Origin of the sequence: Kribbella amoyensis (genome assembly GCF_007828865.1) — a bacterium.
In the GTDB taxonomy this organism is placed as follows: Bacteria; Actinomycetota; Actinomycetes; order Propionibacteriales; family Kribbellaceae; genus Kribbella; species Kribbella amoyensis.
Genome location: NZ_VIVK01000001.1, coordinates 4,601,417 through 4,628,263, shown reverse-complemented (window position 1 = coordinate 4,628,263; position 26,847 = coordinate 4,601,417). Strand labels below are relative to the sequence as shown.

Here is a 26,847-nt window from a genome sequence, read left to right as displayed (position 1 = left end):
ACCAACGAAACGCCCGCCCCCGGCCGGTACGACAGCTCGACCACGCCACGCCGGCAGCACGCAGTACGCGAGTGGTCACCAGCTACGACGCCGACAACGCCCCGGAAGTTGTCTCACCGGGCATCCCGGGCGGCGCGGAGCGGGGTGACGGTGACAAGATGACGCCCGGGCCGGTACTCCGCGATCCGGGGCCGCCCCGCCGACCAGAAGCCCACGGAGGAACTCGTGACGAACACGGCAGACAGCACGTACGACCTGGTGATCCTCGGCGGCGGCAGCGGTGGGTACGCCGCCGCACTGCGGGCCGCGACCCTCGGCCTGTCGGTGGCGCTGGTGGAGAAGGACAAGCTGGGCGGTACCTGCCTGCACCGCGGCTGTATCCCCACCAAGGCGCTGCTGCACGCCGCCGAGGTGGCCGACTCGGCCCGCGAGGGTGAGCAGTTCGGGGTCCGGACGACGCTCGAGGGTGTCGACATGGGCGGCGTGAACAAGTACAAGGACGGCATCGTCGACCGGTTGTTCAAGGGGCTGCAGGGCCAGATCAAGGCTCGCGGCATCACCGTGATCGAGGGCGAGGGCCGGCTCACGTCGCCGACGACGGTCGAGGTCGCCGGTGCGACGTACACCGGGAAGAACGTCATCCTCGCCTCCGGGTCGTACTCGAAGTCGCTGCCCGGGCTCGAAGTGGACGGCCGGCACGTCATCGCCAGCGAGCACGCGCTGACGCTGGACCGGGTGCCGGAGTCCGCGGTGGTGCTCGGCGGTGGCGTGATCGGGGTGGAGTTCGCCAGCGCGTGGACGTCGTTCGGGACCAAGGTGACGATCGTCGAGGCGCTCCCCCGGCTGGTTCCGGCCGAGGACGCGGACTGCGGCAAGACGTTGGAGCGAGCATTCCGCAAGCGCAAGATCGCGTTCAGGACGGGCACGCCGTTCGAGTCCGTCGAGACTTCCGAGAACGGCGTGAAGGTGACCGTCGCGGGTGGTGAGGTGATCGAGGCCGAGGTGCTGCTGGTCGCCGTCGGCCGCGGCCCGAACACCAGCGGCCTCGGGTACGAGGAGGTCGGCGTCGCCCTGGATCGCGGGTTCGTGACCGTCGACGAGCACCTGCGGACGAGTGTGCCGGGCGTGTACGCGGTCGGCGACATCGTGCCGGGGCTGCAGCTCGCGCACCGCGGCTTCCAGCAGGGCATCTTCGTCGCCGAGCACCTCGCCGGGCTGAACCCGACCCCGATCGACGAGGCCGGCATCCCACGGGTCACGTACTCCGAGCCCGAGGTCGCGTCCGTCGGACTCACCGAGGAGCAGGCGAAGGCGAAGTACGGCGACGTCGAGGTGCTCAACTACAACCTGGGCGGCAACGGCAAGAGCCAGATCCTCAAGACCCAGGGCTTCGTCAAGCTGGTCCGGGCCAAGGACGGCGCCGTGGTCGGCCTGCACATGGTCGGCTCCCGGGTCGGCGAACTGATCGGCGAGGCCCAGCTGATCTACAACTGGGAGGCGTACCCGGCCGACGTGGCCCCGCTGGTGCACGCCCACCCGACCCAGAACGAGGCCCTCGGCGAGGCGCACCTGGCGCTGGCCGGGAAGCCGCTGCACTTCCACGACTGACGGCGCGGCCGGTTCCGGTCACCGGGTGACCCGGCTCCGGTTGGCGCGCGCGACACCGTAGGCTGACAACGAGTCCGATCAGACGAAGGAGCAACCACCGTCATGCCGACCTCTGTAACCCTGCCGGCCCTCGGGGAGAGCGTCACCGAAGGAACCGTCACCCGCTGGCTCAAGCAGGTCGGCGACACGGTAGCCGTCGACGAGCCCCTGCTGGAGGTCTCGACCGACAAGGTCGACACCGAGATCCCCTCGCCGGTGGCCGGCACCCTGCTGGAGATCAAGGCCGCCGAGGACGAGACCGTCGAGGTCGGCGCCGAGCTGGCCGTCGTCGGCGACGCCGGCGAGAGTACCGGCTCCTCGGCCCCCGCCGAGGCCGCCCCTGCCGAGGCCGCTCCGGCTCGCGCCGAGGAGGCCCCTGCTGAGGAGGCTGCCCCGGCTCCGGCCGCTGAGGCTGCGCCCGCCGAGGAGGCCGCTCCGGCTCCGGCCGCCGAAGCCCCCGCCGCTGAGGCCGCCCCCGCCGCTGGGTCGGGTTCCGGTACGCCGGTGACGCTGCCCGCGCTGGGTGAGAGCGTCACCGAGGGCACCGTGACCCGCTGGCTGAAGCAGGTCGGCGACGATGTGGCGGTGGACGAGCCGCTGCTCGAGGTCTCCACCGACAAGGTCGACACCGAGATCCCGTCGCCGGTCGCGGGCAAGCTGCTCGAGATCAAGGTCGCCGAGGACGAGACCGTCGAGGTCGGCGCCGAGCTGGCCGTCGTCGGTTCCGGCGACGCGGCGCCCGCCCCGGCCGAGGCCCCCGCCCCGGAGGCTGCCCCGGCTCCCGCCGCTGAGGCCCCCGCTGCCGAGGCCCCGGCTGCTGCTCCGGCTCCCGCTGCTGCTCCTGCACCGGCTCCGCAGGCCGCTCCGGCTCCCGCTGCTGCTCCTGCCGCGGCTCCGGCCCCGGCCGCTGCGCCGGCTCCGCAGTCCGCTCCCGCCGCGGCTCCGGCTGCGTCGGCTCCGGCCCCGTCGGCTCCGGCGGCCGCGTCGAACGGTTCCTCCTCCGAGGGCCCGAACTACGTGACCCCGCTGGTCCGCAAGCTCGCCGCCGAGCACCAGGTCGACCTCGGGTCGGTCCAGGGCACCGGCGTCGGTGGCCGGATCCGCAAGCAGGATGTCATCGCCGCCGCCGAGGCGAAGAAGGCCGCCCCGGCGCCTGCCGCCGAGGCCCCGGCCGCCGGCCAGGCGAAGTCCGCGGCGCCGGCGATCAGCCCGCTGCGCGGTACGACCGAGAAGATGAGCCGGATCCGCAAGGCCATCGCGAACCACATGGTCAACTCGCTCAAGGTGTCGGCCCAGCTGACCACCGTGGTCGAGGTCGACGTCACCGAGATCGCCAAGCTGCGGAACGCGAAGAAGGCCGAATTCCAGGCCCGCGAGGGCGTCAAGCTGTCCTTCCTGCCGTTCTTCGCCCTGGCCGCGGTGGACGCGCTCAAGCAGTACCCGAAGCTGAACGCCTCGATCGACGACGAGAAGGGCGAGGTCACCTACCACGCCGCCGAGCACCTCGGCATCGCCGTCGACGCGGAGAAGGGCCTGATGGTCCCGGTCGTCCACAACGCCGGTGACCTGAACATCGCCGGCCTGGCGAAGAAGATCGCCGACCTCGCCGACCGCACCCGCAACAACAAGGTGCTGCCGGACGAGATGGCCGGTGGCACGTTCACGATCACGAACACCGGCAGCCGCGGCGCCCTGTTCGACACCCCGATCCTGAACCAGCCCCAGGTCGGCATGCTCGGCACCGGTGCCGTGGTCAAGCGCCCGGTCGTCATCACCCACCCGGAGCTCGGTGAGACCATCGCCATCCGCCAGATGGTGTACCTGGCCCTCACCTACGACCACCGCATCGTCGACGGCGCTGACGCGGCCCGCTACCTGACCGCGGTCAAGCAGCGCCTCGAAGAAGCCCAGTTCGACGTCTGAGGTTGCCGTCAGCACCAGCTGACTCAAGCACGACCTGAAGCCGGCCCGCCGCCCACCGCGGCGGGCCGGCTTTCGTTGCCCCCAGCTACTTCCACCGACCGCGACCCAGTCCCGCAGCCGTCGCCCGGCGCGTCGGCGACCGATGCGACTCATCAGCAGGTAGCAAAGGGGCAGACGACTCCGCGAGCTAGTCAGAGGCGGGCTGGCCGAGCTGGGCTGGGGCGTGGATTGGTGAGTGGTGGGTAGTTGTTGCTGGTGGCCGCGTCGGAGGTGAAGACGCGGCTTTGGAGGGACGGTTGGTGCGCGCGGAGTACCGTGCGGACCGTTGGCGTTGGATGGCGAACAGGGCGATCCCGGGAGGATCCGAGATGAAGTACGTGCTGGCCGGTTCGTCCGGTTTCCTCGGCAAGGCGCTCGCGCGTGACCTGCTGGCCGACGGGCACCAGGTGACCCGCCTGGTCCGTCGTGCGCCGAGCCAGCCCAGTGAGGTCCGCTGGGACCCGGCCGCGGGCACTCTCGACCCGACCGCCCTCGAGGACGCCGACGTCCTCATCAACCTGGCCGGTGCGAACATCGGCCGCCCGTGGACCCCGAAGTACCGCAACGTCATCCGTGAGAGCCGCGTCAGCACCACCGGCACGCTGGCGGCAGCCGCCGCGAAGCTGGATCGGAAGCCCGTCTTCCTCACCCAGAGCGGCGTCGGCGGCTACGGCAAGGACTGCGGCGACCGCATCCTGACCGAAGAGTCCGAGCTGGGCGATGGCTTCCTCTCCGACGTGGTCCGCCTCTGGGAAGGGGCCGCCGACCCGGCCCGTGAAGCCGGCGTCCGCGTTGCGGCCCTTCGTACCGGCGTAGTCCTCGACCATGCCGCGCCCGCCTTTCAGCTCATGTCTCTCCCCTTCCGTCTGGGCTTCGGCGGCCGCCTCGGCTCCGGTGATCAGTACTTCCCCGTCATCTCCCTCACCGACTGGCTCCGCGCGGTCCGCCACGTCGCCGAGACCGAGTCCGTCGAGGGCCCGGTCAACCTCACCCTCCCGAACCCCGTGACCAACAAGGAGTTCACCAAGTCGCTGGCCGGGGCCCTCCACCGCCCGGCCGCCATCCCGGTGCCGTCCTTCGTCCTCACCACCGTCCTCGGCGAATTCGCGTGGGAACTCCTCGGCAGCAACCGAGTCCTCCCCCAGAAGCTGGAGTCCACCAACTTCACCTTCGACCACCCCACCGCCGACCAAGCCATCGCCGCGGCCCTCAAGCAGTAACGGCATCCACCTCGGCCACCACCGCGATCCGCCTGGGCGCCGACGTGTCGACCTTGGTCTCAGCTCGTCAGATAGTGGGTTGCGATCTCGTCCGAGGTCGTCAGCCAGACATCTGGCCGCGCGGCGATGTACTCCAGCGCGAGGTCGAGGTACTTCGCACGGAACGCCTGACCGATGACGAACGGATGCAGCGCGAGTGCCATCACTCGACCGCTCGCGGCCGACTCGTCGCGTAGTACGTCGAACTGGTCCTTGACCATCTGGAGAAAGTCGGGACCGCTCAGGCCGCGGAGGAACAACCCAAGATCATTGAGTTCGACGGTGTACGGCACGCTGATCATTCCGGGGACGTTCAGATGGTAGGGCTGGTCGTCATTGGTCCAGTCGAGGACGTACTGGTAGCCATGCTCCCGCAGCAGCGCCGGCGTATTGACAGTCTCGGTGAGTGCCGGCCCCATCCACCCTCTCGGCCTCCGGCCGGTGGCGGACTCGATCGCGGTCGTGATTTCGGTCAGGATGGGGCGCTCGTCGTCCGGCAGGTAGCCGGTGTGCAGGATCGAGTTGGTCTGGCCGTGCGCAAGCCATGCCCAGTCCCGCTCGACGCCGGCCCGGATGATCTGCGGGTTGTGCTCGACAACCATCGAGTTGACCAGTGCGCTGGCGCGAATCCCGTAGCGGTCGAGGATGTCGATCGTCCGCCAGATTCCGACCCGCGCGCCGTAGTCCCGCCAGCCGTGGTTCAGCGGGTCGGGTGTGACGTCGAGTGGCCAGATACTGGTTGACGGCTCTCCGGGCAGGAAGTGCTCGAGATTGAGTCCGACATAGAAGGCGACCCGCTTACCGTCAGGCCAGGCGATCGGTGGGCGTTCAGTGATCGGGCTGTAGTTGAACAGAGTCATACTCTGACGGTAAGAGTTGACATCAGTGTCAGGTTCAAGCGGCGAAGTGGAGTGGCTTGTGCGGATCGGTGAGCTGTCTCGTCGGACCGGAGTCAGCGAACGGTCTCTGCGCTACTACGAGACGCAGGGGCTGCTCAGCTCGGACCGCAGTCACGGCGGTCACCGTCAGTACACCGAATCCGCGGTCGACCGGGTCATCCTGATCCAGCAGCTTCTCGCGGCCGGGCTGTCCAGCAGGAAGATCGGGCAGTTGCTGCCGTGCATGCGCGACGCCGACGGCGGCCCGAATCAGCACGCGACCCCTGCGTTGGTCACCGAACTGAAGGTGGAGCGTGACCGCATCGACCAGATGATCATTCACCTGGCTACGTCGCGCACCGTGCTCGAAGACGTGATCGCGACCGCGAGCCGCGAACTGAACATCACAGGCCCGGACCAGCCAGTCTCACTCGCCTCCACTACCTCGAGTCGCTCGCACCCTCATCGATGAGCTCCTCTGCAGTCGCCTCCGACCTGTCGGCAGGGACTGCCGCCGCCATGATCTGCCCCTAGGCGCCGCCGTTAGTGAGGTTGGCCCCCGGCGAAGGACTGCCCCCTGGCGGTGAGCTCTTCGGTGAGGAGGCGGACTGCTTTGGGTCCGACCCCGTGGATCTCGAGCAGTTCGGCCGGTGTGACCTTCGTGAGTTGGTCGAACGTGGTGAAGCCGTTGAGGGCCAGTTCGCGACGTGCCGTTCGGCCGATGGACTGCGGGTACTCGGTGGGGACCGGGGAATCCTCTGGGGGCATCACGGCTCCTTGGTTATCAGTGCTCGCGCCGATGGTCGGCGTGTGGTGGTCGTCAGGCCTTGGTGATGGCGGCGATGCGCCAAGTGTTGTTGGTGGCGGTGAGGGTGATCCGGCGGGGTGTGGGTGTGCCTGGCTCGAAGGTCGTGCGGTGGCCCGCTTTGTCTGTGGCCGTGCCTGAGTAGAGGCGGTCGGTGACGCGAAGGACCGTTGTGGTGGGGTCGGCCTTCTCGATCGTCAGGTGCTGGATCTGGATCTGCAGGTTGTCGATGCGGACTTGCTGGGCCTTGTAGGTGGCGAGGAGAGCTCGGTCGGCGGTCCAGGGTGGCGAGCCGGGGTGGTAGACCGCGCTCAGGGCCGTGGGATCGAGGGAGGCGAAGGCGCGGGATCTCTGCTGGTCAAGGGATTTCAGGATCTGTAGCCAGGCCGAGGGTTGGTTGCTGGTGGCATGCGGAGCTGAGGGATTCACCGCCGTTGTGGTTGATGGCGGCGGTGTTGTCGAGGTGGTGGGTGCGGGGGTCAGGGCTGGGGTTGTTGGGGTCGGGGTTGTCCGGGTCGGATCGGCCGTGGGGGTTGAGGCCGCGGCGGGGTTGGTGGTCGGGGTGCCGAGGACGTCGAGGGTGATGAGGCCGAGGACCAGGACGATGACCGCGGCGAGCGCGGCTGCGGCGAGGATGCCGTAGGCGGCTTGCTTACGGCCGGCGGCTTGGCGGGCGGTGGTGAGGATCCGGTCGAGGCGCTGGGATGTGGTGCGGCGTGGCTTACGGCTCGGACGGCTGGTGCGGCGGAGTTGGCTCCTTCCTCGGCTGTGACTGCGGCGGGCTTTGGCCGGGCGGGATCGGCGGGTCTGGGCAGGACGGTTCGAGGAGGTAGCCGATCCAGGGCTGGGTGACGACAGGTCAGGCGTGGGCAGCGGTCCGTTTGGCGTGGCCAATGAAGCAGACGTTGGCGGCGAAACGTCTGCTGGGCGGGCTGATGGGGTGGGGGCGGCCAGTCTGGGGATGGGGCTCGTCGGGGCGGCATTCGTCGGAGCGGGGTTTGTCGGGGCGGGGTTTGGCGCGTTGGGGTTGGGCGGGGTTCGGGTGGGCGTTTCGGGCCGGTGGTGGTCTGTGCTGGGGACGACGAGGAAGGGTCTGCGGGCCAGGGCTTGGCTGCTCGGGGTGGTGGGTTTGCGGCGGGGTGGGAGGCGCCGGGCTGTCAGGTTGATCGGCTTGGGCTGGACCTCCTTTGTGTCGGTGGGTGGACTGGTCGAATCGGTAGCGAGTGAGGTGGTTTCTGCTTCGAAACCGAGGTTGAGGGCTACGGGTTCGGCCAGCCGGAAGACCGTCTGGGCGAGGGTTCTGGCGTCGGCGGCGAAGAGGCCGTCCGGGAGCAGGTCGATGTCGGCGCCGGCTCGGCGGGCGAGGGTGGCCAGGACTGCGAGGTCCTCGGCTGCTGTTCCGGTCGGCTGGGTCGCAGTGGGTTGGGTCGCAGCCGGTTGGGTTCCGGTGGTTTGGAGGGTGCGGAGGCCGGCGTCGGTGATGACGGGGCGGCCGTCGGCGTCGAGCATGATGTTGGTCAGGCTGAGAGCACCGTGATGAAGATCCAGCTGGTGCAGCGTGGAGAGGGCTTGCGCCAAGGGACCCATCAGGGTGACGAGCTCGCCTCGGGTGAGGTCCCCTCGACGTTTCAGCAGAGCGCCCAGGGTGCCGGCGGGGACGTACTGGCTGAAGAGGAGCCAGTCGGTCTCGGTCTGGCGGACCTCGATCAGGCGGGCGATGTGGGCGTGGTCGATGCTGCGGATGAGGGTCAGGTCACGGTGGAACTCCTCCGGGTCGTGGATCGCGGTGGTGGGGATGCGTTTGAGCACGGCGTGCCGGCCGGAGGCGAGGTCGCGGAGCAGCCAGACAGTCCCGACTGATCCGGCCCCGAGCCTCCGGCGCAGGCTGTAGCCGGCGATGTCTTCGAGTGCCATGCAAAGAGAGTGCACGACTCGGCCGGAGCAGCGCGGAAGTTATCCACAGCGGCCTGTTCCGACCTGGGCCTGTGGATGGGGAGACAAGGGCCGGAGGCGGCAGGCATACACTCGAAGGCGTGAGGGCTATCAAGTACGTGGAAGCCGGATTCGGCGCCGACGCGGTCGACTACGAGAGCGCGTGGGCGGAGCAGCGGCGCCTGCACTCGGCGGTTGCCGAGGGCACGGAGTCGGACACGGTGATCCTGCTCGAGCACCCGCCGGTGTACACGGCGGGCAAGCGGACGGAGCCGCACGAGCGGCCGATGGACGGTACGCCGGTGGTCGACGTCGATCGGGGCGGCAAGATCACCTGGCACGGTCCGGGGCAGCTGGTGGGGTACCCGATCGTGAAGCTGGCCTCACATGTGTACGTCGTGGACTACGTTCGGCGGCTGGAGGAAGCGCTGATCGCGGTCTGCGCCGAGCTCGGGGTGACGACCGGACGGGTGAAGGGCCGCAGCGGGGTGTGGGTGGCGGCCGACGATCGTGGCCGGGAACGGAAGATCGCGGCGATCGGGATCCGGGTCTCGCAGGGTGTGACGATGCACGGGCTCGCGCTGAACTGCGACAACGATCTGGGCTGGTTCGATCGGATCGTGCCGTGTGGGATCTCCGACGCGGACGTGACCACGCTGTCGAAGGAGCTCGGCCGCGACGTGAGCATCGCCGAGGTGCTTACGCCGGTGCGACGGGAGCTCGATCGCATGCTCGCGTGGGACGAGTACGACCGCACACCTGACCTCGACCACGAGGACACGGCGCCGACGGGCATCACGTACGGGCTCGCCGTCACGCCGTAGTCGGCCAGCTCGCGGGATCTGGGGACAGCGTCTGCTCTCCCCCACGGCGGCGCTTCCCCGCATGCTGCGCGTTCGCGGGCTCGAATCGGCTGGCAGGGTCGGTGGATTGGTCCGGAATCCCCGCTGACGTTGTGGGTTGGTGTGTGGGGCTGTGGGTTTGCGGGTGGGATCAAGTGTTTGTGTGAGCGCACGTCGCAGCGTGTAAAGGTTTCGCGAAGTGTCTGCGGGGTGTCGGGCTCGATCGTCGCTACGGTGGGCACGTGTCCAAATTCCTTGGGTTCCTTCTGGGAATCGCTGTGGCGGTGGCTCTGCCGGCCGGGTTCGGAGTGCTGGCCGCCGAGGGCGGTATCGAGCTGAGTGCGAAGGAGATGGCGCTCGCCTACGGCATTGCGGCGCTGATCTTCTGGGCGGTGGTTTCGTACTTCGCGGGAGCTGCGGCGCTCGGGGCGGCGTTGACGTTCGGGCTGATGATCTACGCGGTGCACTGGATCCCGAATCGGACGACGAACTTCCTGAACGACGTTCCCGGGGTCACGACCGGGATGATCGACGGGCTCAAGCAGTACGTGCTGAACGGTGTCGTGCCGATTCTCGCGGTGATCTCGCTGGTGTACTCGATCCAGTTGATGACTCGGGCCGTTCAGCGGCGACGGGCGCGGCGGGCCGAGGCCGAGCGGTTGCAGCGCGAGCAGGAGGAGGCCGCCGCGGCCGAGGCTGCTCAGCTCGCCGGGGCGTACCCGGCGGCGGCCGCCGGGGGTGAGTACGGGGCGGAGAACCGCTTCTCGAACTTCGGGAACACCAGCTACGACGACCTGTTCGACGAGGAGCCGGAGCCGGTGCGGCCGCGGAACCAGGCGGACGAGCACACGATGCAGTTCGCGCCGTCCGAGGTTGACGATGCCGAGGGCAACGATCTGGACCGGACGGTGTTGGTGCCGACCGATCGGGACGAGACCGTCGCGGTTCCGGTCGCCGAGGAGTCGGGCGATGCTGGTCGGGCGGTTCAGGCTGAGGCGCCGGTACAAGCTCCTGTCGAGGATCAGGCTCAGGCTGCGGACGCGGGGCAGGTTCCGGCTGAGGCTGATCGAGACGTGACGGTTCAGGAGCCCGGGCAAGCCGACGAGGTACCGGAGGCGCCTTCGCAGGAGCCGCAGAGCGGCAGTTCAGATGAGTTGCAAGGTTCGCCGTCGCAGGGTGGTGACGGTCGCGAGGGTGGTGGCGACGGTGACACTGGTGCTCGCGATGCCGCTGATGGTGCTCGTGACGGCGGTGATGATCGCGGTGCGGGTGGTGGTAGTGGCGACGGGGTAGTGGGTGGTGGCTCTGGGCAACCGAGTCAGCAGGCGGCTGGTTCGCAGTCGGCGGCTTCCCCTCAGCAGGCGGCTCCTTCTCAGCAGGCTGGTCCTGTGGGGCGGGCTGAGGATGTTCGGGAATCTTCGCCGGAGGCGCCCAGTGGTGAGGCTCAGGGAGTTTCCCGTGCTGGGGGTGCTGGGGGTGCGCCCGTTGCCAAGGCTGGTGTGGAGGGTGAGGTGAAGGCTGCTTCGGCTTCTGTCGGCAAGGTGCAGGAGGTTGGGCAGCAGTATCGGGAGCGGATGGAGGGGTTCAATCCTGAGGACACCGGGGAGATGTTCTTCGGCGGGTTCGTGAATCCTGGGTTCGGGGTCGACAACTCGTCGATGGGTGGGAATCCGATGATGAACTCGCCTCGGGCGGCCGGCGCCTAGCCGGGTTCCAAGACCCGACGACGAAGTCAGCGCAACGAGAGAGGGCCCGCCGGTCGGCGGGCCCTCTGTCGTTGCGTCAGGCTACGTGCATGCGTTGTTGGTGCCGGCCTCGGCGGGCGTGTTCGGCGAAGGCTTCGTCGTAGGCCTGGATCGCCATCTGGCAGACGTCGGAGGCCATCTGGGCGCGGGGCGACTCGGTGCTCCAGGCCAGCAGGAGGCGGCGGTGGATCGGGTCGCCCTCGAGGGCGCGGGTGGTCACGTCGCTGGAGAGCATGCGGTACGAGGTCGGTGAGACCAGGGCGACGCCTTGTCCGCTGGTCACGAAGCCCATCAGGACCGAGGTGTCGACCGAGTGGTGTTCGACGCGCGGGCTGAAGCCGGCGGTCTCGCAGGCGGCACGGAAGAGGACGTGGAAGCCGCTGTCGTCCGGTGGTTCGCCGATCCACTCCTCACCGGAGAGGACGGCCAGGTCGATCTCGCCGCGGAGCCGGGTGGCGACCGCTTGCGGATGATCGGCGGCCAGGACCACGTAGGCCGACTCGGACTCGACGATCGTGCAGGCCTCGACACCGGTCGGAAGGCGGAGCTCGAAGCCGGGGAACTCGCGCAGCAGGGCGAAGTCGAGGCGGCCGCTCTCCAGCTGCTGCAGGAGCACGCTGGTCGACCATTCGACCTCGATGCTGACCTGCTCGATCTCGCCGTGGTCGCGCAGCCGGCTGGCGATGCCCGACATCGGTGCGGTCGGGAAGCCGCCGAGGCGGACCGCGCTCGACTCCACCGCGGTCATCGCGGACACGGTGGCCGAAAGATGGTCGACGTCGACGAGGATCGCGCGGGCCCGGTCCACGGCGTACCGGCCCAGGGCGGTGGGGGTGACACCGGTGCGGGAGCGCTCGAACAGCTCACCGCCGAACGCGGTCTCGATCCTTTTCAGCTGCGCCGTGAGGCTCGGCTGGCTGACCTTCAGCCAGCGGGCGGCCCGTCCGACGGACCCCGCTTCTGCCACCAGGACCACCACCCGCAGGTGGCGCAGCTCGACGTTCATGCGTTGAGACCGTAGTCGAGGTCCGGACACAGCTCACAGTGATCACGTGTTGCGGTTTCGTCACAGCCGGGGAGTTTCCTGTAACGCTTCCCCGGCTGTGACGATAAGTCATGACGCCTTCAGCGCCATCGCCTCCCGGTACCCGAGCCGGCGGCCGGTCTGCAGCAGGGTCCGCTCGTACAACTTCGCCCCGAGCCGCACGATCAGGACCGTCGCCAGCAGCAACAACACGATCGCGACCAGCGGCTGCCAGAGCGGCACGTCCTCGGTCAGCATCCGGCCCGGCATCGCCATCGACGACGCGATCGGGATGAACGAGGCCACCGTCTTGGCCGACGAGCCGGCGAACACCGAGAAGAAGAACGGCACCATCAGGATCATCTGGCCCGGCAACGTGGTCGAGCCGAGGTCCTCCTGCCGGGTGGCCAGCGACCCGGCCACCGCCCACAGTCCGGCGAGCGCGACGAACCCGAGCACGAAGAAGACCACGAACCAGCCCGCGACCGGCGCGATCACCTCGAGGATGTCCGCCTGGCCGGTGACCAGCAGGCCGACCATCGACGCGGCCGCGATCACCACGATCTGGGAGAGCGCGAGCACGGTGTTGCCGATCACCTTGCCCCACAGCAGCGCCCGGATCGGCACCGCGGCGGCGAGGATCTCGACGACCCGGCTCTCCTTCTCCTGGACCACGCTCTGCGCGATCATCATGCCGAAGCCGAGCGCGGTCATGTAGAAGACCAGCGCGAGCCCGATGTTCACGAACTCGGCGACCACGTCGGGCAACGGGCCCGGGTTCAGCAGTTCCTCGGTGAGGGCCGTGTTCGCGCGCAGCTGCTCGGGGGTGAGGCCGGCGCCGGCGGCGTTCTGCTCCATCCCGAGGTTGACCACGGCCTCGCGCAGGCTGGTCTGGATGCCGGAGTCGACCCGGTCGTCGCCGAGCACGATGTACCCGTTGTCGGCCGGCAGCAGCGCGGCCTTCGCGTCTCCGTCGGTCACCGAACGCTCGGCCGCGGCCCGGTTCGCCACCTGTACCGGCTCGAAGCTGTCGCCGCCCTTGATCAGGTCTGCGGTCTGCACGATCTTCGCGCCGGCGTCGTTCAGGACAGCGATCTTGTCCGCGCCACCGCGGCCCGCGATCATCGCCGGGATGATCACGGCAGCCAGCACGATGATCAGCATGAACGCGGTCGACCCGAGGAAGGTCTTGTCCCGCAGTTTCGTACTGACCTCGCGGTGGGCCACCAACTGCCAGGGGTGCCGCAATCGGCTGTGCTGCTCGCTCATCGGGTCGCCTCCCGGAACACGTCGCTCAACGCCACCCGCTCGGGACCGAACTCGATCACCGAACCGCGGCTCATCGCCTCCTGCAGTACCTGTTGCTCCCGGCCCGCGTCCGTGACGTCGAACAGCGCGCTGCCGCCGGCCACGTCGCGGACCTGGATCCCCGGCACGTCGCGCAACCAGCCGGCGTCACCGTCGACCACCAACCGGTACGTCGCGGTGGAGGTCGCGGCCAGCTCGGAAACCGGGCCGGCGGCAACCACCTTGCCGCGGGACAGCACGACCAGGTCGTCGCACAGACGCTCCACCAGGTCGAGCTGGTGACTGGAGAACAGCACCGGGACCTCAGGGCTGACCTCTTCGCGGAGCAGGTCGACCATGGCGTCCACGGCGAGCGGGTCGAGTCCGCTGAACGGCTCGTCCAGCACCAGCGCGATCGGCTCGTGGACGAGCGCCGCGGCGATCTGGACGCGCTGCTGGTTACCGAGCGACAACGTCTCCAGCATGTCGCCGGACCGCTCGGCCAGCGACAGCCGTTCGAGCAGCTTGTCGGTCCGCTCCCCCGCCCGGACCGGGTCCAGCCCGTGCAACCGGCCGAAGAACACCAGCTGGTCACGGATCTTCATCTTCGGGTACAGCCCACGCTCCTCGGGCATGTACCCGAAGTCCTGCCGGACCTGCTGGGTCAGCGGGCCGCCCTGCCACCGCACCTCGCCGGCGGTCGCCCCGAGTACCCCGAGGATGATCCGCATCGTCGTCGTCTTGCCGGCCCCGTTCGCCCCGACGAACCCGGTCATCCGGCCCGGCACGACGTCGAAACTCACGTCGTCCAGGGCGAGGTGATCACCGAACCGCCGGGTCAACCCAGCAACGCTCAGCATCCGTTCACCGTTCCTCTGCTGCCTCGGCCCCCGGACCGGACCCGTGTCCGGCCACTCCCGACGCGGGAGCATCTCCAAAGCTAGTGATCACGGCTGCCGCACACGTCGGCCCGCAGGGTGATCGGTCACATCATCCGTGGGACGGACTCCGGTGGTTCCAGTGGCGCAGCTTGTCCGGGTTGAGCACGATCCAGACGGCGGTGACGAGCGGACCGTCGACGGCGAGGCTGATCACCGCCTCGGTCACCCCGGCGCGGAGTACGACGAGGCCCGTGCCGCCGTTGACGTCCGCGAGCTCCACTTCGGCAGCAGGGCGCGCGGCGAACAAGGCGATGACTCGTTCGGCACTCGCGGACCACCCGCGGATCGGGCGCAGCGGTGCGAGGACACGGCCACCGCTGTCGACGACGAGCTCGACGTCGACGGCCAGTACCCGGACCAGCGCCTCGGTGTCCCCCGCCGCGCACGCCTCGGCGAAGCGGAGAACGACCTCGCGCGTGGTCACCCAACCGCCCCCAGCTTGCCCGGGTTCATCATCCACAGCACCTGCTCGATCCCCTCTGCGGAACCGTGGACGGTGAGGACCGCGAAGGTCTCCCCGTCGTGCCGCAACAGCGCGGCCGCCTGACCGTTGACCGTGGCGAACCGTACGTCGACGTCCACCCAGAAGCGGTCCTTGAAGGCAGCGATGTACCGCGCGACCCGGTCCGCGCCGAGCACCGGGATCCGCGAGGCCCGGACGATGCCGCCCCCGTCGGACAGGCTCTTCACGTCCGGCGCGAACAACTTCTCCAGGGCGGCCAGGTCACCCGACCTCGCCGCGGTCACGAAGGCGCTCAGGAGTTCCCGCTGCTCAACACCGCTCACCGGCTTCCGCCGATCGCCGGTGACCTGCTTGCGGGCGCGGCTGACGAGCTGGCGGACCGCGGGTTCGCTGGTCTGGAGGATCTCGGCGATGTCCGAGTACGGGTAGTCGAACGCCTCCCGCAGGACGTACGCGGCTCGCTCGTTGGGCGACAGGCGTTCCAGCAGGAGCAGTACGGCGAACTCCAGCGCCTCACCGCGTTCCGCACCGAGGAGCGGGTCGCTGCTGGTGTCGACCGGCTCGGGCAACCACGGACCGACGTACGTCTCCCGGCGGACCCGGGCGGACTTGGCCACGTTGATCGCGAGCCGCGTGGTGGCCGTCGCCAGGTATGCCCCCGGGTTGGTGACGACGCCGCGGTCGGTCGCCTGCCAGCGCAGCCAGACGTCCTGGACCAGGTCCTCGGCCTCGCTCGCGCTGGCCAGCATCCGGTACGCGATGCCGAACAACCGCGGCCGCAACTCCGCGAACACCTTCGCCGCCTCTTCGAGGTCCTCCCAGTCGGTCACCCGCGCTCCTCCGCCGTCCGCCGGTTCGCCGTCTCCCACATCTTCGGTCATACGTCGCCGTGGTGGTACGCGTCGCCCTCCAACGCCTCGACGGCTCCCAGCAGGCTGCGCAGACCGATCTGCTCGCGCTCGACCTCGGCCGGGTCGACCAGCCACTCGGTGACCGGTGCGGCCGCGGCCTCCTCCGGGCGGCTGTCCGCGATCATGCCGAGATCGGCTTCCACCTCAACCTCCAGGCCGTGCAGGAACTCGCCGGGTCCGGTGCTCATCGCGACACCATGCTCTGCATGCTCGTCCTCCTGTCCGCGGGCACCTGATGGCCGCCCTGGTGCCAGCTAAGACAGGACAGCAGGCCGCGTTGTGACCACTGCAGGAAAGTCGCCGGTCACAAATCGCCGGTCTGTCCGGTCTGTGTGGACGGACCGAGAGGAGTCACACCGTGCCCGTAGCCAGGATCAGGATCCGGATGACCGCCCGCGCGATCGACGAGCCGCATCGAACGGCGAGCCCGCTGGAGCTGCTGTTCGATCTGACCTTCGTGGTGGCCGTCGCCGCCGTCACGGCCGAGCTGGCCCATGAGATCGAGGCCGGGCACGCCGTCGACGGGCTGGTGCCGTTCCTGCAGGTGTTCTTCGCGATCTGGTGGGCGTGGATGAACTTCACCTGGTTCGCCTCGTCGTACGCCATCGACGACGTCCCGTACCGGTTGCTGACGATGGTGCAGATGGGCGGTGTCCTGGTCCTGGCCGCGGGTGTACCGGCGGCGGCCGCGGACGGGGACTACCGGGCCGTGCTGCTCGGCTACCTGATCATGCGGGTCGCCCTGGTCGCGCAGTGGGTACGGGCCGCGCTGGAGGATCAGGCCGGACGGCGGACGGCGCTGCGGTACGCGGGCGGGATCGCGTTCGCCCAACTCGGGTGGATCCTCGGCCTCGTCCTGGCCGGCGGAGCGCTCCAGCTGCCGGTGTTCCTGCTGCTGGTTCTGCTCGAACTAGTGGTCCCCCTGTGGGCGGAGCGAACCCACCCGACGACCTGGCACCCGCACCACATCGCGGAGCGGTACGGCCTGTTCGCGATCATCCTGCTCGGCGAAAGCGTGCTCGCGGCAACCAGGGGCGTGCAGGTCGCCGTGACGCGCGGGGACGTGAACGGCTCCGTCGTCCTGATCGCCGCGTCCGGGCTCGTCCTGCTCTTCGCGCTGTGGTGGCTCTACTTCCTCCAGCCGGCCGCGGGTGGACTGAGTGAACGGCGCGAGCGCTCGTACCGGTGGGGGTACGGGCACTACGGGATCTTCGCCGCGCTCGCCGCTGTCGGTGCGGGCCTTGAGGTGGCTGTCCAGCCGAGCAGTCACGAGCTCTCCCCCATACTGCTGAGCTACACGGTCGCCGGACCGGCGGGGGCGTTCCTACTGTTGCTGTGGGCCGTCCACCGGCCGATCGTGACGACACCCGTACTGAGGCCGCGCGTCGTCCTCGGCTCGGTCGCCGTTCTCGCGGGGCTGCCGCTGCTTGCCGAGCAGGTCACCGCGCCGGCCGTGGTGGCGTTGACGGCGCTAGTGGCCGTGGTGGTGATCGTGCTGACCGGGATCGGATCAGGAAGCTGGGTCGTCGCCGGGGACGACGAGGCCGCACTCGTAGGCGAAGACGACCGCCTGGACGCGGTCGCGGAGACCGAGTTTGAGCAGGACCCGGGAGACGTGCGTCTTCACGGTGGCCTCGCCGACGAACAGCTGGGCCGCGATCTCGGTGTTGGTGAGGCCGCGCGCGATCAGGCCCAGGACCTCCCGTTCGCGCTCGGTCAGGTCGGCCACCAGGTCCGGCCGGTAGACGCGCTCGCCGCTGCCGGTGAACCGCTTGATCACCCGCCGGGTCACCTCGGGGGCGAGCAGGGCGTGGCCGGAGTGGACCACCTGGATCGCCTCGACCAGGTCCTCGGGCGCGGTGTTCTTCAGCAGGAACCCGCTGGCCCCGGCGCCGAGTGACTCGAACAGGTAGTCGTCGCGGTCGAACGTGGTCAGGATGACCACCTTGCCCGCGTTCGCGGCCACGATCCGCTGGGTCGCGGCGATCCCGTCCAGCCCGGGCATCTGGACATCCATCAGCACCACGTCGGGGCGCAGCTCGGCGGCCAGCTCGACCGCCTTCTCGCCGTCGGCGGCCTCACCGACCACCTCGATGTCGGGCTCCACCGAGAGGATCATCCGGAAGCCCGCGCGGACGAGGTCCTGGTCGTCCACCAGCAGGACCCGCATCGGCGGACTGGGGTCGGTCGCGGTCACGGCTGATCTCCTTCGGTGCGGCGGTCACCGGTCGCGCCGGTCGGTACGGCATCGAGCGGCTGGTCGTCGGGCAGGTCGGTCGGGGCCTTCAGCGGGATCCGGGCGCGGACCCGGAAGCCACCGACCGGGCGCGGTCCGATCTCGCTCTCGCCGCCGAGCAGGCTGACCCGCTCCCGGATCCCGACATGGCCGAGCCGGCTTCCGACCGGGGCGTGCTTGGGGCGGCCGTCGTCGATCACCTCGACCTCGACGGCGACGTCACCCAGGTACCGCAAGGTGACGTGGGCGCTGCGGGCGGTGGAGTGGCGGCGGACGTTGGTGAGCGCCTCCTGCGCGATCCGGTACACCGAGACCGACACCGTCTCCGGCAGCTGGACCGGCGTCCCGATCTGGTGGAACCCGACCGACAGACCGTCGTCGCCGACCGTGGCGACGAGCGCAGGCAGCCGTTCCGCCCCGGCCTGGGGCGCCTTCGGATCGGGACCACCGAGGTCGAGGTCGGGGTCCGCGGCCCGGAGCATGCCGAGGAGCTGGCGCATCTCGTTGACCGCGGTGCGGCTGGAGTTCTCGATCACGCTGAGCGCGTTCTTGGCGGCCTCGGGGTCCTTCGCCATCACCCGGCGGGCGCCGCCGGCCTGGACGCCGATGCTGCTGATGTGGTGGGCGACGACGTCGTGCAGTTCCCGGGAGATCCGGAGCCGCTCGTCGATCACGGCGCGGCGGGCGTTCGCCTCCTGCTGGGCGGCCAGCTCGGCGGCCTGCTCCTCCAGCTCGTGCCGCTGCCGGGCGATCCCCCAGGCGGTCCGGCCCCAGAAGTACGCCCCGAAGAAGTACACGACGTTGAGGGCGAAGTTGAGCAGCACGAACGAGACGTACGGCGGCAACATCCCCTCGTTCGCACCCTGGATCGCGTCCTCGCGGAGCGCCTTGACGAAGCCGTAGAAGAGCCAGCAGAACATCCCGGCGAAGATCAGGACGACCGTCACCTTCATCCGCCGGCGGTTCCGCGCCCAGGCCACGGCGGCGTAGATCGCCATGAACTGGGTGGCCTGGGTGACCAGGTTGCCCGCGAAGGCGAACGGGGTGCGCTCGCCCGAGACCACGAAGAGCGCCGCCACCGCGACCAGTGCCATCAGCGGGTACCGGCGGCGGAAGCACAGCGGCAGCGTGATGGCCACGCTCAGTACGTACGCCTCGACGCCGCCGAGCCCCATCTGCACCGGACCCGGGGAGATGGCCTTGGCGAGCTCGGTCCCGATCAGGCCCGCGACGGCCATCGCCAGCCCGAGGAAGACGTCGAACCGGCGCTCCCGCTTCGTCGGGCCCGGCCGCTGCCAGTCCCCGCTCACCCCGGCCGCCGGCGGCTGACCCGGCTGGGCGCCGATCAGCGTCTCGGCGGCTGCGGCGGACTTCGTCCCGGCGGGGGCCGCCGAGGCGGTGCCGGCCGGGGCGGCGACGCCGGGCTGAGGGGTGGACATGGGTCCCAAGACTAGGTGGTGTCCGATCTTCGGAGCGCGTGGACGGCGTCCGGGTGGCCGGGCGCGCTGAGGCGGCGCGTACTCTGGGGGGCGTGACGATCGCCCCAGAAGGACGGAAACTGCTCAGGCTCGAGGTGCGCAACGCGGAGACCCCGATCGAGCGCAAACCCGAGTGGATCAAGACGCGCGCCAAGATGGGCTCGGAGTACCAGAAGCTGCAGAAGCTGGTGAAGTCCGAGGAACTGCACACGGTGTGTCAGGAAGCGGGCTGCCCGAACATCTTCGAGTGCTGGGAGGACCGCGAGGCCACCTTCCTCATCGGCGGTGACCAGTGCACCCGGCGCTGCGACTTCTGCCAGATCGACACCGGCAAACCGCAGGCGCTGGACCGGGACGAGCCGCGCCGCGTCGCCGAGTCGGTCCGGACCATGGGCCTGCGCTACGCCACCGTGACCGGCGTCGCCCGCGACGACCTGGACGACGGCGGCGCCTGGCTGTACGCCGAGACGATCCGGCAGATCCACGAGCTGAACCCGGGCACCGGGGTCGAGATGCTGGCGCCCGACTTCAACGCGGTGCCCGAGCAGCTGGCCGAGGTGTTCTCGTCCCGGCCGGAGGTGTTCGCGCACAACGTCGAGACGGTGCCGCGGATCTTCCGCCGGATCCGCCCCGGCTTCCGGTACGAGCGCTCCCTCGACGTGATCACCCAGGCCCGCGACTACGGCCTGGTGACCAAGTCCAACCTGATCCTCGGCATGGGCGAGACCCGCGAGGAGGTCAGCCAGGCGCTGACCGACCTGCACGACGCCGGCTGCGAGATCATCACCATCACCCAATACCTGCGCCCGTCGGTGCGGCACCACCCGGTCGAGCGCTGGGTCCGGCCGGAGGAGTTCGTCGAGCTGCAGGCCGAGGCGGAGGAGATCGGCTTCGCCGGGGTCATGTCCGGTCCGCTGGTGCGTTCGTCGTACCGGGCCGGTCGGCTGTACCGTCAGGCGGTGGAGTCGCGGATGACCGCCGCGACCCAGGACGCGTAGAGACAACGGACAAAGGTAGAGATGGCCAAGAACGACGCCCCCGCCGAGAAGACCGGCCGGCTGAAGCAGATCCGGTCGGCGTACCAGCTGACCAAGAAGTCCGACCCGCGGATCGGGCTGCTGCTCGCCGCGATCTTCCTCGGCCTGGTCGCCGTGTTCGTCGTCCTCGGCATCTTCGTCGGCCCGCTGCTGGTGTGGATCCCGCTGGGCGTGGCGCTCGCGTTCCTGGCCACGACGATCGTGTTCGGCCGCAGGGTCGAGAAAGCGGCGTACAGCCAGATCGAGGGTCAGGCCGGTGCCGCCGCGTCCGCGCTGCAGACCCTGCGTCGCGGCTGGAACGTGACGCCCGCGGTCGCGGTCACCAAGAACGCCGACATCGTGCACCGGGTGGTCGGCCGGCCGGGCATCGTCCTGGTCGGTGAGGGCCAGCCGAGCCGGGTGAAGAACCTGCTCACCGCGGAGCGCAAGAAGCACTCCCGGGTGGCCGGCGGCGCGCCGGTGATCGAGATCATCGCCGGTCAGGGCGAGGGCGAGGTCGACATCCGCAAGCTGACCAAGCACGTGATGAAGCTGCCGGCCGCGCTGCAGCCGTCCGAGATCACCGACCTGCTGCAGCGGCTCAAGGCGCTCGACGCGGTCCGCCCGCAGGTCCCGATGCCGAAGGGGCCGGTCCCGACCAGCCTCAAGGGTGCCCGCCAGGCGATGAAGGGCCGCTGAACCAGCCCCGATCGGTCGCCTGCTGGGCGGTCGGGCGTCGATTTCCGGTCTCCTCGTTCGTCAGGTTGAGGTCCTACCCTGCGAACGAGGAGGTAACCGATGGCCGCCGACGACGTTTTTCCTATCGTGACCACTGCTGGCCTGGAGCGGCTGCTGCCGTTCTACACCGACGTGCTCGGTGGCGAACTGACCTACCAGTTCCCGCCCACCGGGCCGCCGGCGTACGTCAGCCTACGGTTCGGCAAGGCGTCGCTCGGCCTCGGCCACGACCCGGAGTACCGCCGGACCGACGGCACCCCCGCGATCGCGCTGTGGCTGTACGTCGACGACTGCCAGGCGGCCGTCGACGCGATCCGGACGGGTACCGGCAGGGTCACCGAGGAACCGACCGAGCAGCCGTGGGGTGAGCGGGTCGCGCGGGCCGAGGATCCCGACGGCAACCGCCTCGTCCTCGGCCAGCGGGGCAGCTGAGACCACCGTGTCCTCGTGTCGCACCTTTTCGTCGCCTCGCGGCCTTAAGGTGCGACCAGGACGCCGCGAAACCAGAGGTAGACAGACATGACGGATCTCATCCCGGCGGTGCACCAGCCGGTGGCCGAGACGTGGCCGACGCTGGTCGCGCCCCGGTCGAACCCGGTCCGGCGCGCGGGCGCGCTGGCCGCGATCCGTTTCATCGGCAAGGACCTGCCGGCCACGATCACGATGGACAACCGCACGTACGGACGGGGTGGGACCGGCGATCCGGCGATGCGTGTCCACCGCAGCGGCCCGTTCCTGGACCGGCTCAGCCAGGACGCCGGATCCGGCTTCGGCGAGGCGTACCTGGCCGGCGACTGGGATCCCGCACCCGGGACCGACCTCGGGGACCTGTTGCTGCCGTTCGCGCAGCGGTTCAGCGACGAGGAGAAGCGGCAACTGCTGCCGAAGTGGGCGCAGTCGCTGCGCTGGCTGGTGACGCGGTCCCAGCCGGGCGAGCAGGAGAACGACCGAGCCGGCTCCCGGCAGAACATCAGCCGTCACTACGACCTGTCCAACGCGATGTTCTCCGAGTTCCTCGATCCCACCCTGACGTACTCCGCGGCGTACTTCGGTGAGCGGGCGACCGCGGATCTCGCGACCGCGTCGTACGACGAACTCACCGCGGCCCAACTGGCCAAGCTGGACGCGATCCTGGACGCGGCCGGGGTACGGTCCGGGTCCAGGGTGCTCGACATCGGGTGCGGGTGGGCGAGCCTGGCGATCAGGGCGGCGCAACGGGGTGCGTGGGTCACGGCGATCACGATCGCGTCCCAGCAGGCGCTGCTCGCCCAACGCCGGATCGCCGACTCCGGGGTGAGCGACCGGGTCCAGGTCGCGCTGCGGGACTACCGGGACCAGATCGGCGAGTTCGACGCCGTGCTCAGCGTGGAGATGATCGAGGCGGTCGGCGAGAAGTACTGGCCGGTCTACTTCGACGCGATCGAGCGCCGGCTCGCGCCCGGCGGAGTTGCCGTGGTCCAGGCGATCGTGATGCCGCACGAACGGATGCTGGCGACGCGGAACACCTTCACCTGGGTGCAGAAGTACATCTTCCCGGGCGGACTCATCCCGTCGGTGAAGGTGATCAAGGACGTCACCACCGAACACACCGGCCTGCAGGCCCAGGTCCTCCGCCACCTCGGTCCGGACTACGCCCGCACGTTGCGGATCTGGCGCAACCGCTTCGTCGACCAGTGGCCGAACATCGCGGCGCTGGGCTTCGACGAGACCTTCAAGCGGATGTGGGAGTTCTACCTCGCGTACTCCGAGGCAGGCTTCCGCTCCGGCTACCTCGACGACGTCCAACTGCTGCTCACGAAGCGCTAGGTACTCCCCACGCTCGCCAGGCAGCGCTTGCCTTTCCTCTGAAACACAACCAGTCACCTGAGGATCGCGAAGAATCCTTAGATGATCCTCGTCACATTCCCGCCATCCCCATCACCACCTCACAATCCGGATCTTCAGCGGCGGACGATGATGGTGTTGGCGGCTCGGTCGTGGAGGCCTCGGTGGTCGCGGTCGTAGATCACCGCGGGCAGGACCAGACTCACGAGCAGCGCGCGGATCGCTCCCGACAGCAGGCCGACCTGCGCCGCGTACCCCTCGGCTTTCACGTCGGTTCGCTTGGTCGTGATCACGCGCATGCCGAAGACGCGGTGGCCGATCGTGGAGCCGACCAGGCCTACCAGGATTGCTGTCATGGCGAAGAAGACGACCAGCTGGGCGGTGTTGTAGTCGTTGCCTCCGGCCCAGATCGGCTTGCTGGTGACGGCGCTCGCGACCAGGCCGGCGATGAACCAGTCGAGGAAGAGGGCGAGCACTCTGCGTCCCCAGCCGGCCACCGAGCCGGGGCCCTCCTCGGGGAGGCCGAGACGGTTGCCCGGATAGCGGAACTCTTCGGCGGGTCCTGTTCCGGACTGCGGGGATGATGCCATGATGCAACCTTACGGAGGACGGGCGAGATCTCACTCCCCTCCCCCGCGTACACCAGTGGGTCAGCGCGGACACGCTGGGCGTAACATCCGCGAAACATTGGGGTCACGGCCGAGTAATCGGCAGGGCCTACGTTCAGATCAATCTCTGAGCCACCCCGAGGAGTACGAATGTTTTCCAGCGCTGAGGAGCTGCTCGCCTACGTCAAGGACGAGGGCGTCGAGATCGTCGACGTCCGATTCTGCGACCTGCCGGGCATCATGCAGCACTTCACCGTCCCGGTGTCGTCGTTCGGACCCGAGGTCTTCGAAGAGGGCCTGGCGTTCGACGGGTCGTCGGTGCGCGGATTCCAGCAGATCCACGAGTCCGACATGAAGCTGCTGCCGGACCCGACGAGCGCCTACATCGACGAGTTCCGCACCGCGAAGACGCTGGTGATCAACTTCTTCGTGCACGACCCGCTGACCGGTGAGGCGTACTCGCGTGACCCGCGCAACATCGCCCGGAAGGCGCAGGAGTACCTGAAGTCGACCGGCATTGCCGACACCGCGTTCTTCGCCCCCGAGGCCGAGTTCTACGTCTTCGACGACGTCCGGTTCGAGACCAAGTCGAACAGCTCACACTACTCGATCGACTCGATCGCCGGCGCCTGGAACACCGGCCGGGTTGAGGACGGCGGCAACCGAGGGTACAAGGTCCGCTACAAGGGTGGCTACTTCCCGGTCGCGCCGACCGACCACTTCGGCGAGCTGCGCGACGACATCACGCTGGCGCTGGAGCGGTCCGGTCTGATCGTCGAGCGCGCCCACCACGAGGTCGGCACCGCGGGTCAGGCAGAGATCAACTTCCGCTTCGACGAGCTGCTCAAGGCCGCCGACGACGTGATGAAGTTCAAGTACATCGTCAAGAACAAGGCGTGGGAGGCCGGCAAGACCGCGACCTTCATGCCGAAGCCGATCTTCGGTGACAACGGGTCCGGCATGCATTGCCACCAGTCGCTGTGGAGCAACGGCGACCCGCTGTTCTACGACGAGTCCGGGTACGGCGGCCTGTCCGACACCGCCCGCTGGTACATCGGCGGCCTGCTCAAGCACGCCCCGTCGCTGCTGGCCTTCACCAATCCGACGGTGAACTCGTACCACCGCCTGGTCCCGGGCTTCGAGGCGCCGGTCAACCTGGTCTACTCGTCCCGGAACCGCTCGGCCTGCATCCGGATCCCGATCACCGGGTCGAACCCGAAGGCAAAGCGGATCGAGTTCCGCTGCCCCGACCCGTCGGCGAACCCGTACCTGGCCTTCGCGGCGCAGCTGCTGGCCGGCCTGGACGGTATCCGCAACAAGATCGAGCCGGCCGACCCGGTCGACAAGGACCTCTACGAGCTGCCGCCGGAGGAGCACGCGGGCATCGCCCAGGTGCCGACCTCGCTGCCGGCCGTGATCGACGCCCTCGAGGCCGACCACGAGTTCCTGCTCGAGGGTGACGTGTTCACCGCGGACCTGATCGAGACCTGGATCGACCTCAAGCGCGAGCAGGAGATCGCCCCGATCCAGCTCCGCCCGCACCCGCACGAGTTCGAGCTGTACTACGACGTCTAGTCACAGCTAGGCGTAGCGCTCGAACCCACCGTTCGACAACGAGGCTCCGGCATTGCCGGAGCCTCGTTGCTTTTCTCAAGTCTCGTCGGGCCAGACGTAGATGACGCCCGGACCAAGCCGTCAGGTCTGAGCGAGCGGGCCTTGACTCGGTCGTCCGGAAGCCGCCTCGGCGGGTGGGTGGATCTGTGGTCCTGCCACGCCGCAATGCGTAAGCTTTTCGACCCGGATCCGTGGCCCGTCGTCAGGTTCGATCGGCCCCCGCATGAAGACGGCAGCCAGCACGGCTCCACCCACGAAGAGGGCTGCGATCAACGTTGTGGCCTTGGAGAATCCGCCGGCGAAGTCCGCCGGGCTGGTGTACGCGTCGCCGCTCAGTCCGACCATGACCGGGATCACCGCGACTGCGAGCAGTCCTGCGGCGCGGGCCACTGCGTTGTTCACCCCGGAGGCGACACCGGCCAGACGGTCCGGCGCGGCGCTGAGTACGGCGGCGGTCAACGGCGCCACCATCACGGCGAGGCCCGCCCCGAGAACAGCGACGGGCAGCAACACGTCGACGATGTACGAGGCGCCGGCGTCGATCCGTGCCATCCACAGGACCCCGAGCGCAGCGATCAACGGACCGACCGTCATCGGCAGCCGCGGTCCGATCCGCTGGGCCAAGGCGCCGGCGCGGGAGGAGAACAGCACCATGATCACCGTGACGGGGAGCATGGCGACGCCGGCCAGCAGTGGGGTGAATCCGGCGACCACCTGGAGCTGGAAGGTCAGGAGCAAGAACAGCGCTCCGAGAGCGCCGTAGACCAAGAGTGTCACGGCGTTGGCCGCGCTGAATTGACGAACCCGGAACAGCGCGAGCGGCACGAGCGGATGCCGGCTGCGAGCCTGAACGACCACGAAGCCGGTCAGAGCGAACAGGCCGACGAGGACACCGGCGATGGTCGTCGTGTCGAAGCCTTCCTCACCTGCGGCGGTGAGGCCGAAGGTCAGGGCCCCGAGACCGACGACGGTGAGTATCGTGCCGGTCAGGTCGAGCCTGCCCGCAGCGCTTTCGTCGCGGCTCTCGGGGACGTGCCGGGACGCCACGGCGACGATCAGCACGGCGACCGGAAGGTTGACGAGGAACACAGCACGCCAGCTCCACTCGACCAGCCATCCACCGACGAACGGGCCGATCGCGCCGGCCAGCCCCCCGAGACCCGACCAGGCACCGATGGCGGCGGCGCGGTCCTGCCCGCGGAAGGAAGCGGAGATGATCGCGAGACTCCCCGGGGTGAGCAGCGCGCCGCCCACCCCCTGAAGGGCGCGGGCAACCACCAGCGTCTCGATGTTCGGGGCCAGCCCGCACAGGAGGGAGGCAACCCCGAACCACACCACTCCGACGACGAAGACCCGACGTCGCCCGTACCTGTCGCCCAGGGAGCCCCCGAGCAGGATGAGCGAGGCCAGAGTCAGGGTGTAGGCGTTGACGGTCCACTGCAGCCCGGCAAACCCGGCATCGAGATCGGTGCCGATCTGGCGCAGAGCCACGTGGACGACAGTGGCGTCCAGCATCGCCAGGCCCGAGCCGAGCACCGTGGTCAGCAGCACCCAGCGACCCCGAGCGGTCCCCATCCGCAGCGGCGTCTGCGGGTTCGCAGACGATCGGCTCGCCGGCGGCAGGCGCACGGAGTCAC

The 26,847-nt window shown here is 69.3% G+C and carries 24 protein-coding genes and 1 pseudogene; 12 read left to right on the top strand and 13 right to left on the bottom strand.

The window, feature by feature from the left end:
- Positions 1–225: 225 nt before the first annotated feature.
- The 3 genes from lpdA to FB561_RS21795 all read left to right on the top strand — a co-directional run bounded on the left by lpdA (position 226) and on the right by FB561_RS21795 (position 4,829).
- Positions 226–1,608 (top strand): dihydrolipoyl dehydrogenase, encoded by a 1,383-nt coding sequence (lpdA, locus tag FB561_RS21805; protein WP_145809621.1) that lies wholly within the window; start codon positions 226–228, stop codon positions 1,606–1,608.
- 102 nt (positions 1,609–1,710) lie between these two features.
- The gene (sucB, locus tag FB561_RS21800) at positions 1,711–3,570 is read left to right on the top strand and encodes a 2-oxoglutarate dehydrogenase, E2 component, dihydrolipoamide succinyltransferase (RefSeq protein ID WP_145809619.1); all 1,860 of its coding nucleotides are present in this window, start codon (positions 1,711–1,713) and stop codon (positions 3,568–3,570) included.
- A gap of 368 nt (positions 3,571–3,938) precedes the next feature.
- A complete protein-coding gene (locus tag FB561_RS21795; RefSeq protein ID WP_145809617.1) occupies positions 3,939–4,829 on the top strand; it encodes a TIGR01777 family oxidoreductase in 891 nt (296 codons plus the stop codon).
- 59 nt (positions 4,830–4,888) lie between these two features.
- Here FB561_RS21795 and FB561_RS21790 read toward each other — a convergent pair whose 3' ends face one another.
- The gene (locus FB561_RS21790) at positions 4,889–5,728 is read right to left on the bottom strand and encodes a polysaccharide deacetylase family protein (RefSeq protein WP_145809615.1); all 840 of its coding nucleotides are present in this window, start codon (positions 5,726–5,728) and stop codon (positions 4,889–4,891) included.
- A gap of 58 nt (positions 5,729–5,786) precedes the next feature.
- Between FB561_RS21790 and FB561_RS21785 the strand changes: the two genes are divergently transcribed.
- Complete coding sequence (locus FB561_RS21785) at positions 5,787–6,218, top strand: MerR family transcriptional regulator (protein ID WP_145809613.1); 432 nt, start codon at positions 5,787–5,789, stop codon at positions 6,216–6,218.
- 71 nt (positions 6,219–6,289) lie between these two features.
- Here the strand turns inward: FB561_RS21785 and FB561_RS21780 are convergent, their stop codons facing one another.
- Both FB561_RS21780 and FB561_RS21775 read right to left on the bottom strand, forming a co-directional pair.
- Complete coding sequence (locus FB561_RS21780; RefSeq protein WP_145809612.1) at positions 6,290–6,514, bottom strand: helix-hairpin-helix domain-containing protein; 225 nt, start codon at positions 6,512–6,514, stop codon at positions 6,290–6,292.
- Positions 6,515–6,566: 52 nt separating this feature from the next.
- The gene (locus FB561_RS21775; RefSeq protein WP_145809610.1) at positions 6,567–8,465 is read right to left on the bottom strand and encodes a protein kinase domain-containing protein; all 1,899 of its coding nucleotides are present in this window, start codon (positions 8,463–8,465) and stop codon (positions 6,567–6,569) included.
- A 119-nt stretch (positions 8,466–8,584) separates the two neighbouring features.
- Here FB561_RS21775 and lipB point away from each other — a divergent pair, with 119 nt between their 5' ends.
- Positions 8,585–9,307 (top strand): lipoyl(octanoyl) transferase LipB, encoded by a 723-nt coding sequence (gene lipB, locus FB561_RS21770; RefSeq protein WP_145809608.1) that lies wholly within the window; start codon positions 8,585–8,587, stop codon positions 9,305–9,307.
- 260 nt (positions 9,308–9,567) lie between these two features.
- Complete coding sequence (locus tag FB561_RS21765) at positions 9,568–11,031, top strand: prolipoprotein diacylglyceryl transferase (RefSeq protein ID WP_145809606.1); 1,464 nt, start codon at positions 9,568–9,570, stop codon at positions 11,029–11,031.
- 76 nt (positions 11,032–11,107) lie between these two features.
- Here FB561_RS21765 and FB561_RS21760 read toward each other — a convergent pair whose 3' ends face one another.
- The 6 genes from FB561_RS21760 to FB561_RS21735 form a co-directional block, all read right to left on the bottom strand.
- Complete coding sequence (locus FB561_RS21760; protein ID WP_145809605.1) at positions 11,108–12,076, bottom strand: LysR family transcriptional regulator; 969 nt, start codon at positions 12,074–12,076, stop codon at positions 11,108–11,110.
- Between the two features lie 108 nt (positions 12,077–12,184).
- On the bottom strand, positions 12,185–13,363 hold the full coding sequence (locus tag FB561_RS21755) for an ABC transporter permease (protein WP_145809603.1): 1,179 nt from the start codon (positions 13,361–13,363) through the stop codon (positions 12,185–12,187).
- Positions 13,360–14,241, bottom strand: coding sequence for an ABC transporter ATP-binding protein (locus FB561_RS21750; RefSeq protein WP_145809601.1), 882 nt, complete (start codon positions 14,239–14,241; stop codon positions 13,360–13,362). Before FB561_RS21750 ends, FB561_RS21755 begins: the two co-directional genes overlap by 4 nt.
- Positions 14,242–14,371: 130 nt before the next feature.
- Positions 14,372–14,746, bottom strand: a complete 375-nt coding sequence (locus FB561_RS21745; RefSeq protein WP_145809600.1) for a sigma-70 family RNA polymerase sigma factor family protein — start codon at positions 14,744–14,746, stop codon at positions 14,372–14,374.
- Positions 14,743–15,615: an RNA polymerase sigma-70 factor gene (locus FB561_RS21740; protein WP_238334961.1), complete on the bottom strand. Its 873-nt coding sequence runs from the start codon at positions 15,613–15,615 to the stop codon at positions 14,743–14,745. Before FB561_RS21740 ends, FB561_RS21745 begins: the two co-directional genes overlap by 4 nt.
- Before the next feature lie 47 nt (positions 15,616–15,662).
- Complete coding sequence (locus FB561_RS21735) at positions 15,663–15,884, bottom strand: hypothetical protein (RefSeq protein ID WP_145809596.1); 222 nt, start codon at positions 15,882–15,884, stop codon at positions 15,663–15,665.
- Between the two features lie 197 nt (positions 15,885–16,081).
- On the opposite strand from FB561_RS21735, the pseudogene FB561_RS38715 reads away from it, so the two are divergent.
- Positions 16,082–17,176, top strand: a pseudogene (locus FB561_RS38715) (low temperature requirement protein A); the annotation flags it as partial.
- 30 nt (positions 17,177–17,206) lie between these two features.
- Here FB561_RS38715 and FB561_RS21725 read toward each other — a convergent pair.
- Both FB561_RS21725 and FB561_RS21720 read right to left on the bottom strand, forming a co-directional pair.
- The gene (locus FB561_RS21725; RefSeq protein WP_145813233.1) at positions 17,207–17,866 is read right to left on the bottom strand and encodes a response regulator; all 660 of its coding nucleotides are present in this window, start codon (positions 17,864–17,866) and stop codon (positions 17,207–17,209) included.
- 23 nt (positions 17,867–17,889) lie between these two features.
- Positions 17,890–19,371: a histidine kinase gene (locus tag FB561_RS21720; RefSeq protein WP_145809594.1), complete on the bottom strand. Its 1,482-nt coding sequence runs from the start codon at positions 19,369–19,371 to the stop codon at positions 17,890–17,892.
- Between the two features lie 92 nt (positions 19,372–19,463).
- On the opposite strand from FB561_RS21720, the gene lipA reads away from it, so the two are divergent.
- From lipA to FB561_RS21700, 4 genes are all read left to right on the top strand, one after another.
- Positions 19,464–20,408: a lipoyl synthase gene (gene lipA, locus FB561_RS21715; RefSeq protein ID WP_145809592.1), complete on the top strand. Its 945-nt coding sequence runs from the start codon at positions 19,464–19,466 to the stop codon at positions 20,406–20,408.
- A gap of 21 nt (positions 20,409–20,429) precedes the next feature.
- Complete coding sequence (locus FB561_RS21710) at positions 20,430–21,125, top strand: DUF4191 domain-containing protein (RefSeq protein WP_145809589.1); 696 nt, start codon at positions 20,430–20,432, stop codon at positions 21,123–21,125.
- Between the two features lie 126 nt (positions 21,126–21,251).
- Positions 21,252–21,596: a VOC family protein gene (locus FB561_RS21705; protein WP_238334960.1), complete on the top strand. Its 345-nt coding sequence runs from the start codon at positions 21,252–21,254 to the stop codon at positions 21,594–21,596.
- 87 nt (positions 21,597–21,683) lie between these two features.
- A complete protein-coding gene (locus FB561_RS21700) occupies positions 21,684–22,970 on the top strand; it encodes an SAM-dependent methyltransferase (RefSeq protein WP_145809585.1) in 1,287 nt (428 codons plus the stop codon).
- Between the two features lie 134 nt (positions 22,971–23,104).
- On the opposite strand, the gene FB561_RS21695 is transcribed toward FB561_RS21700, so the two are convergent.
- Positions 23,105–23,578 (bottom strand): RDD family protein, encoded by a 474-nt coding sequence (locus tag FB561_RS21695; RefSeq protein ID WP_145809584.1) that lies wholly within the window; start codon positions 23,576–23,578, stop codon positions 23,105–23,107.
- A 168-nt stretch (positions 23,579–23,746) separates the two neighbouring features.
- Between FB561_RS21695 and glnA the strand changes: the two genes are divergently transcribed.
- Entirely contained in the window at positions 23,747–25,171 is a 1,425-nt protein-coding gene (glnA, locus tag FB561_RS21690) for a type I glutamate--ammonia ligase (protein ID WP_145809582.1), read from the top strand.
- A 120-nt stretch (positions 25,172–25,291) separates the two neighbouring features.
- Here the strand turns inward: glnA and FB561_RS21685 are convergent, their stop codons facing one another.
- On the bottom strand, positions 25,292–26,839 hold the full coding sequence (locus FB561_RS21685) for a DHA2 family efflux MFS transporter permease subunit (RefSeq protein WP_238334959.1): 1,548 nt from the start codon (positions 26,837–26,839) through the stop codon (positions 25,292–25,294).
- Between the last annotated feature and the right edge of the window lie 8 nt (positions 26,840–26,847).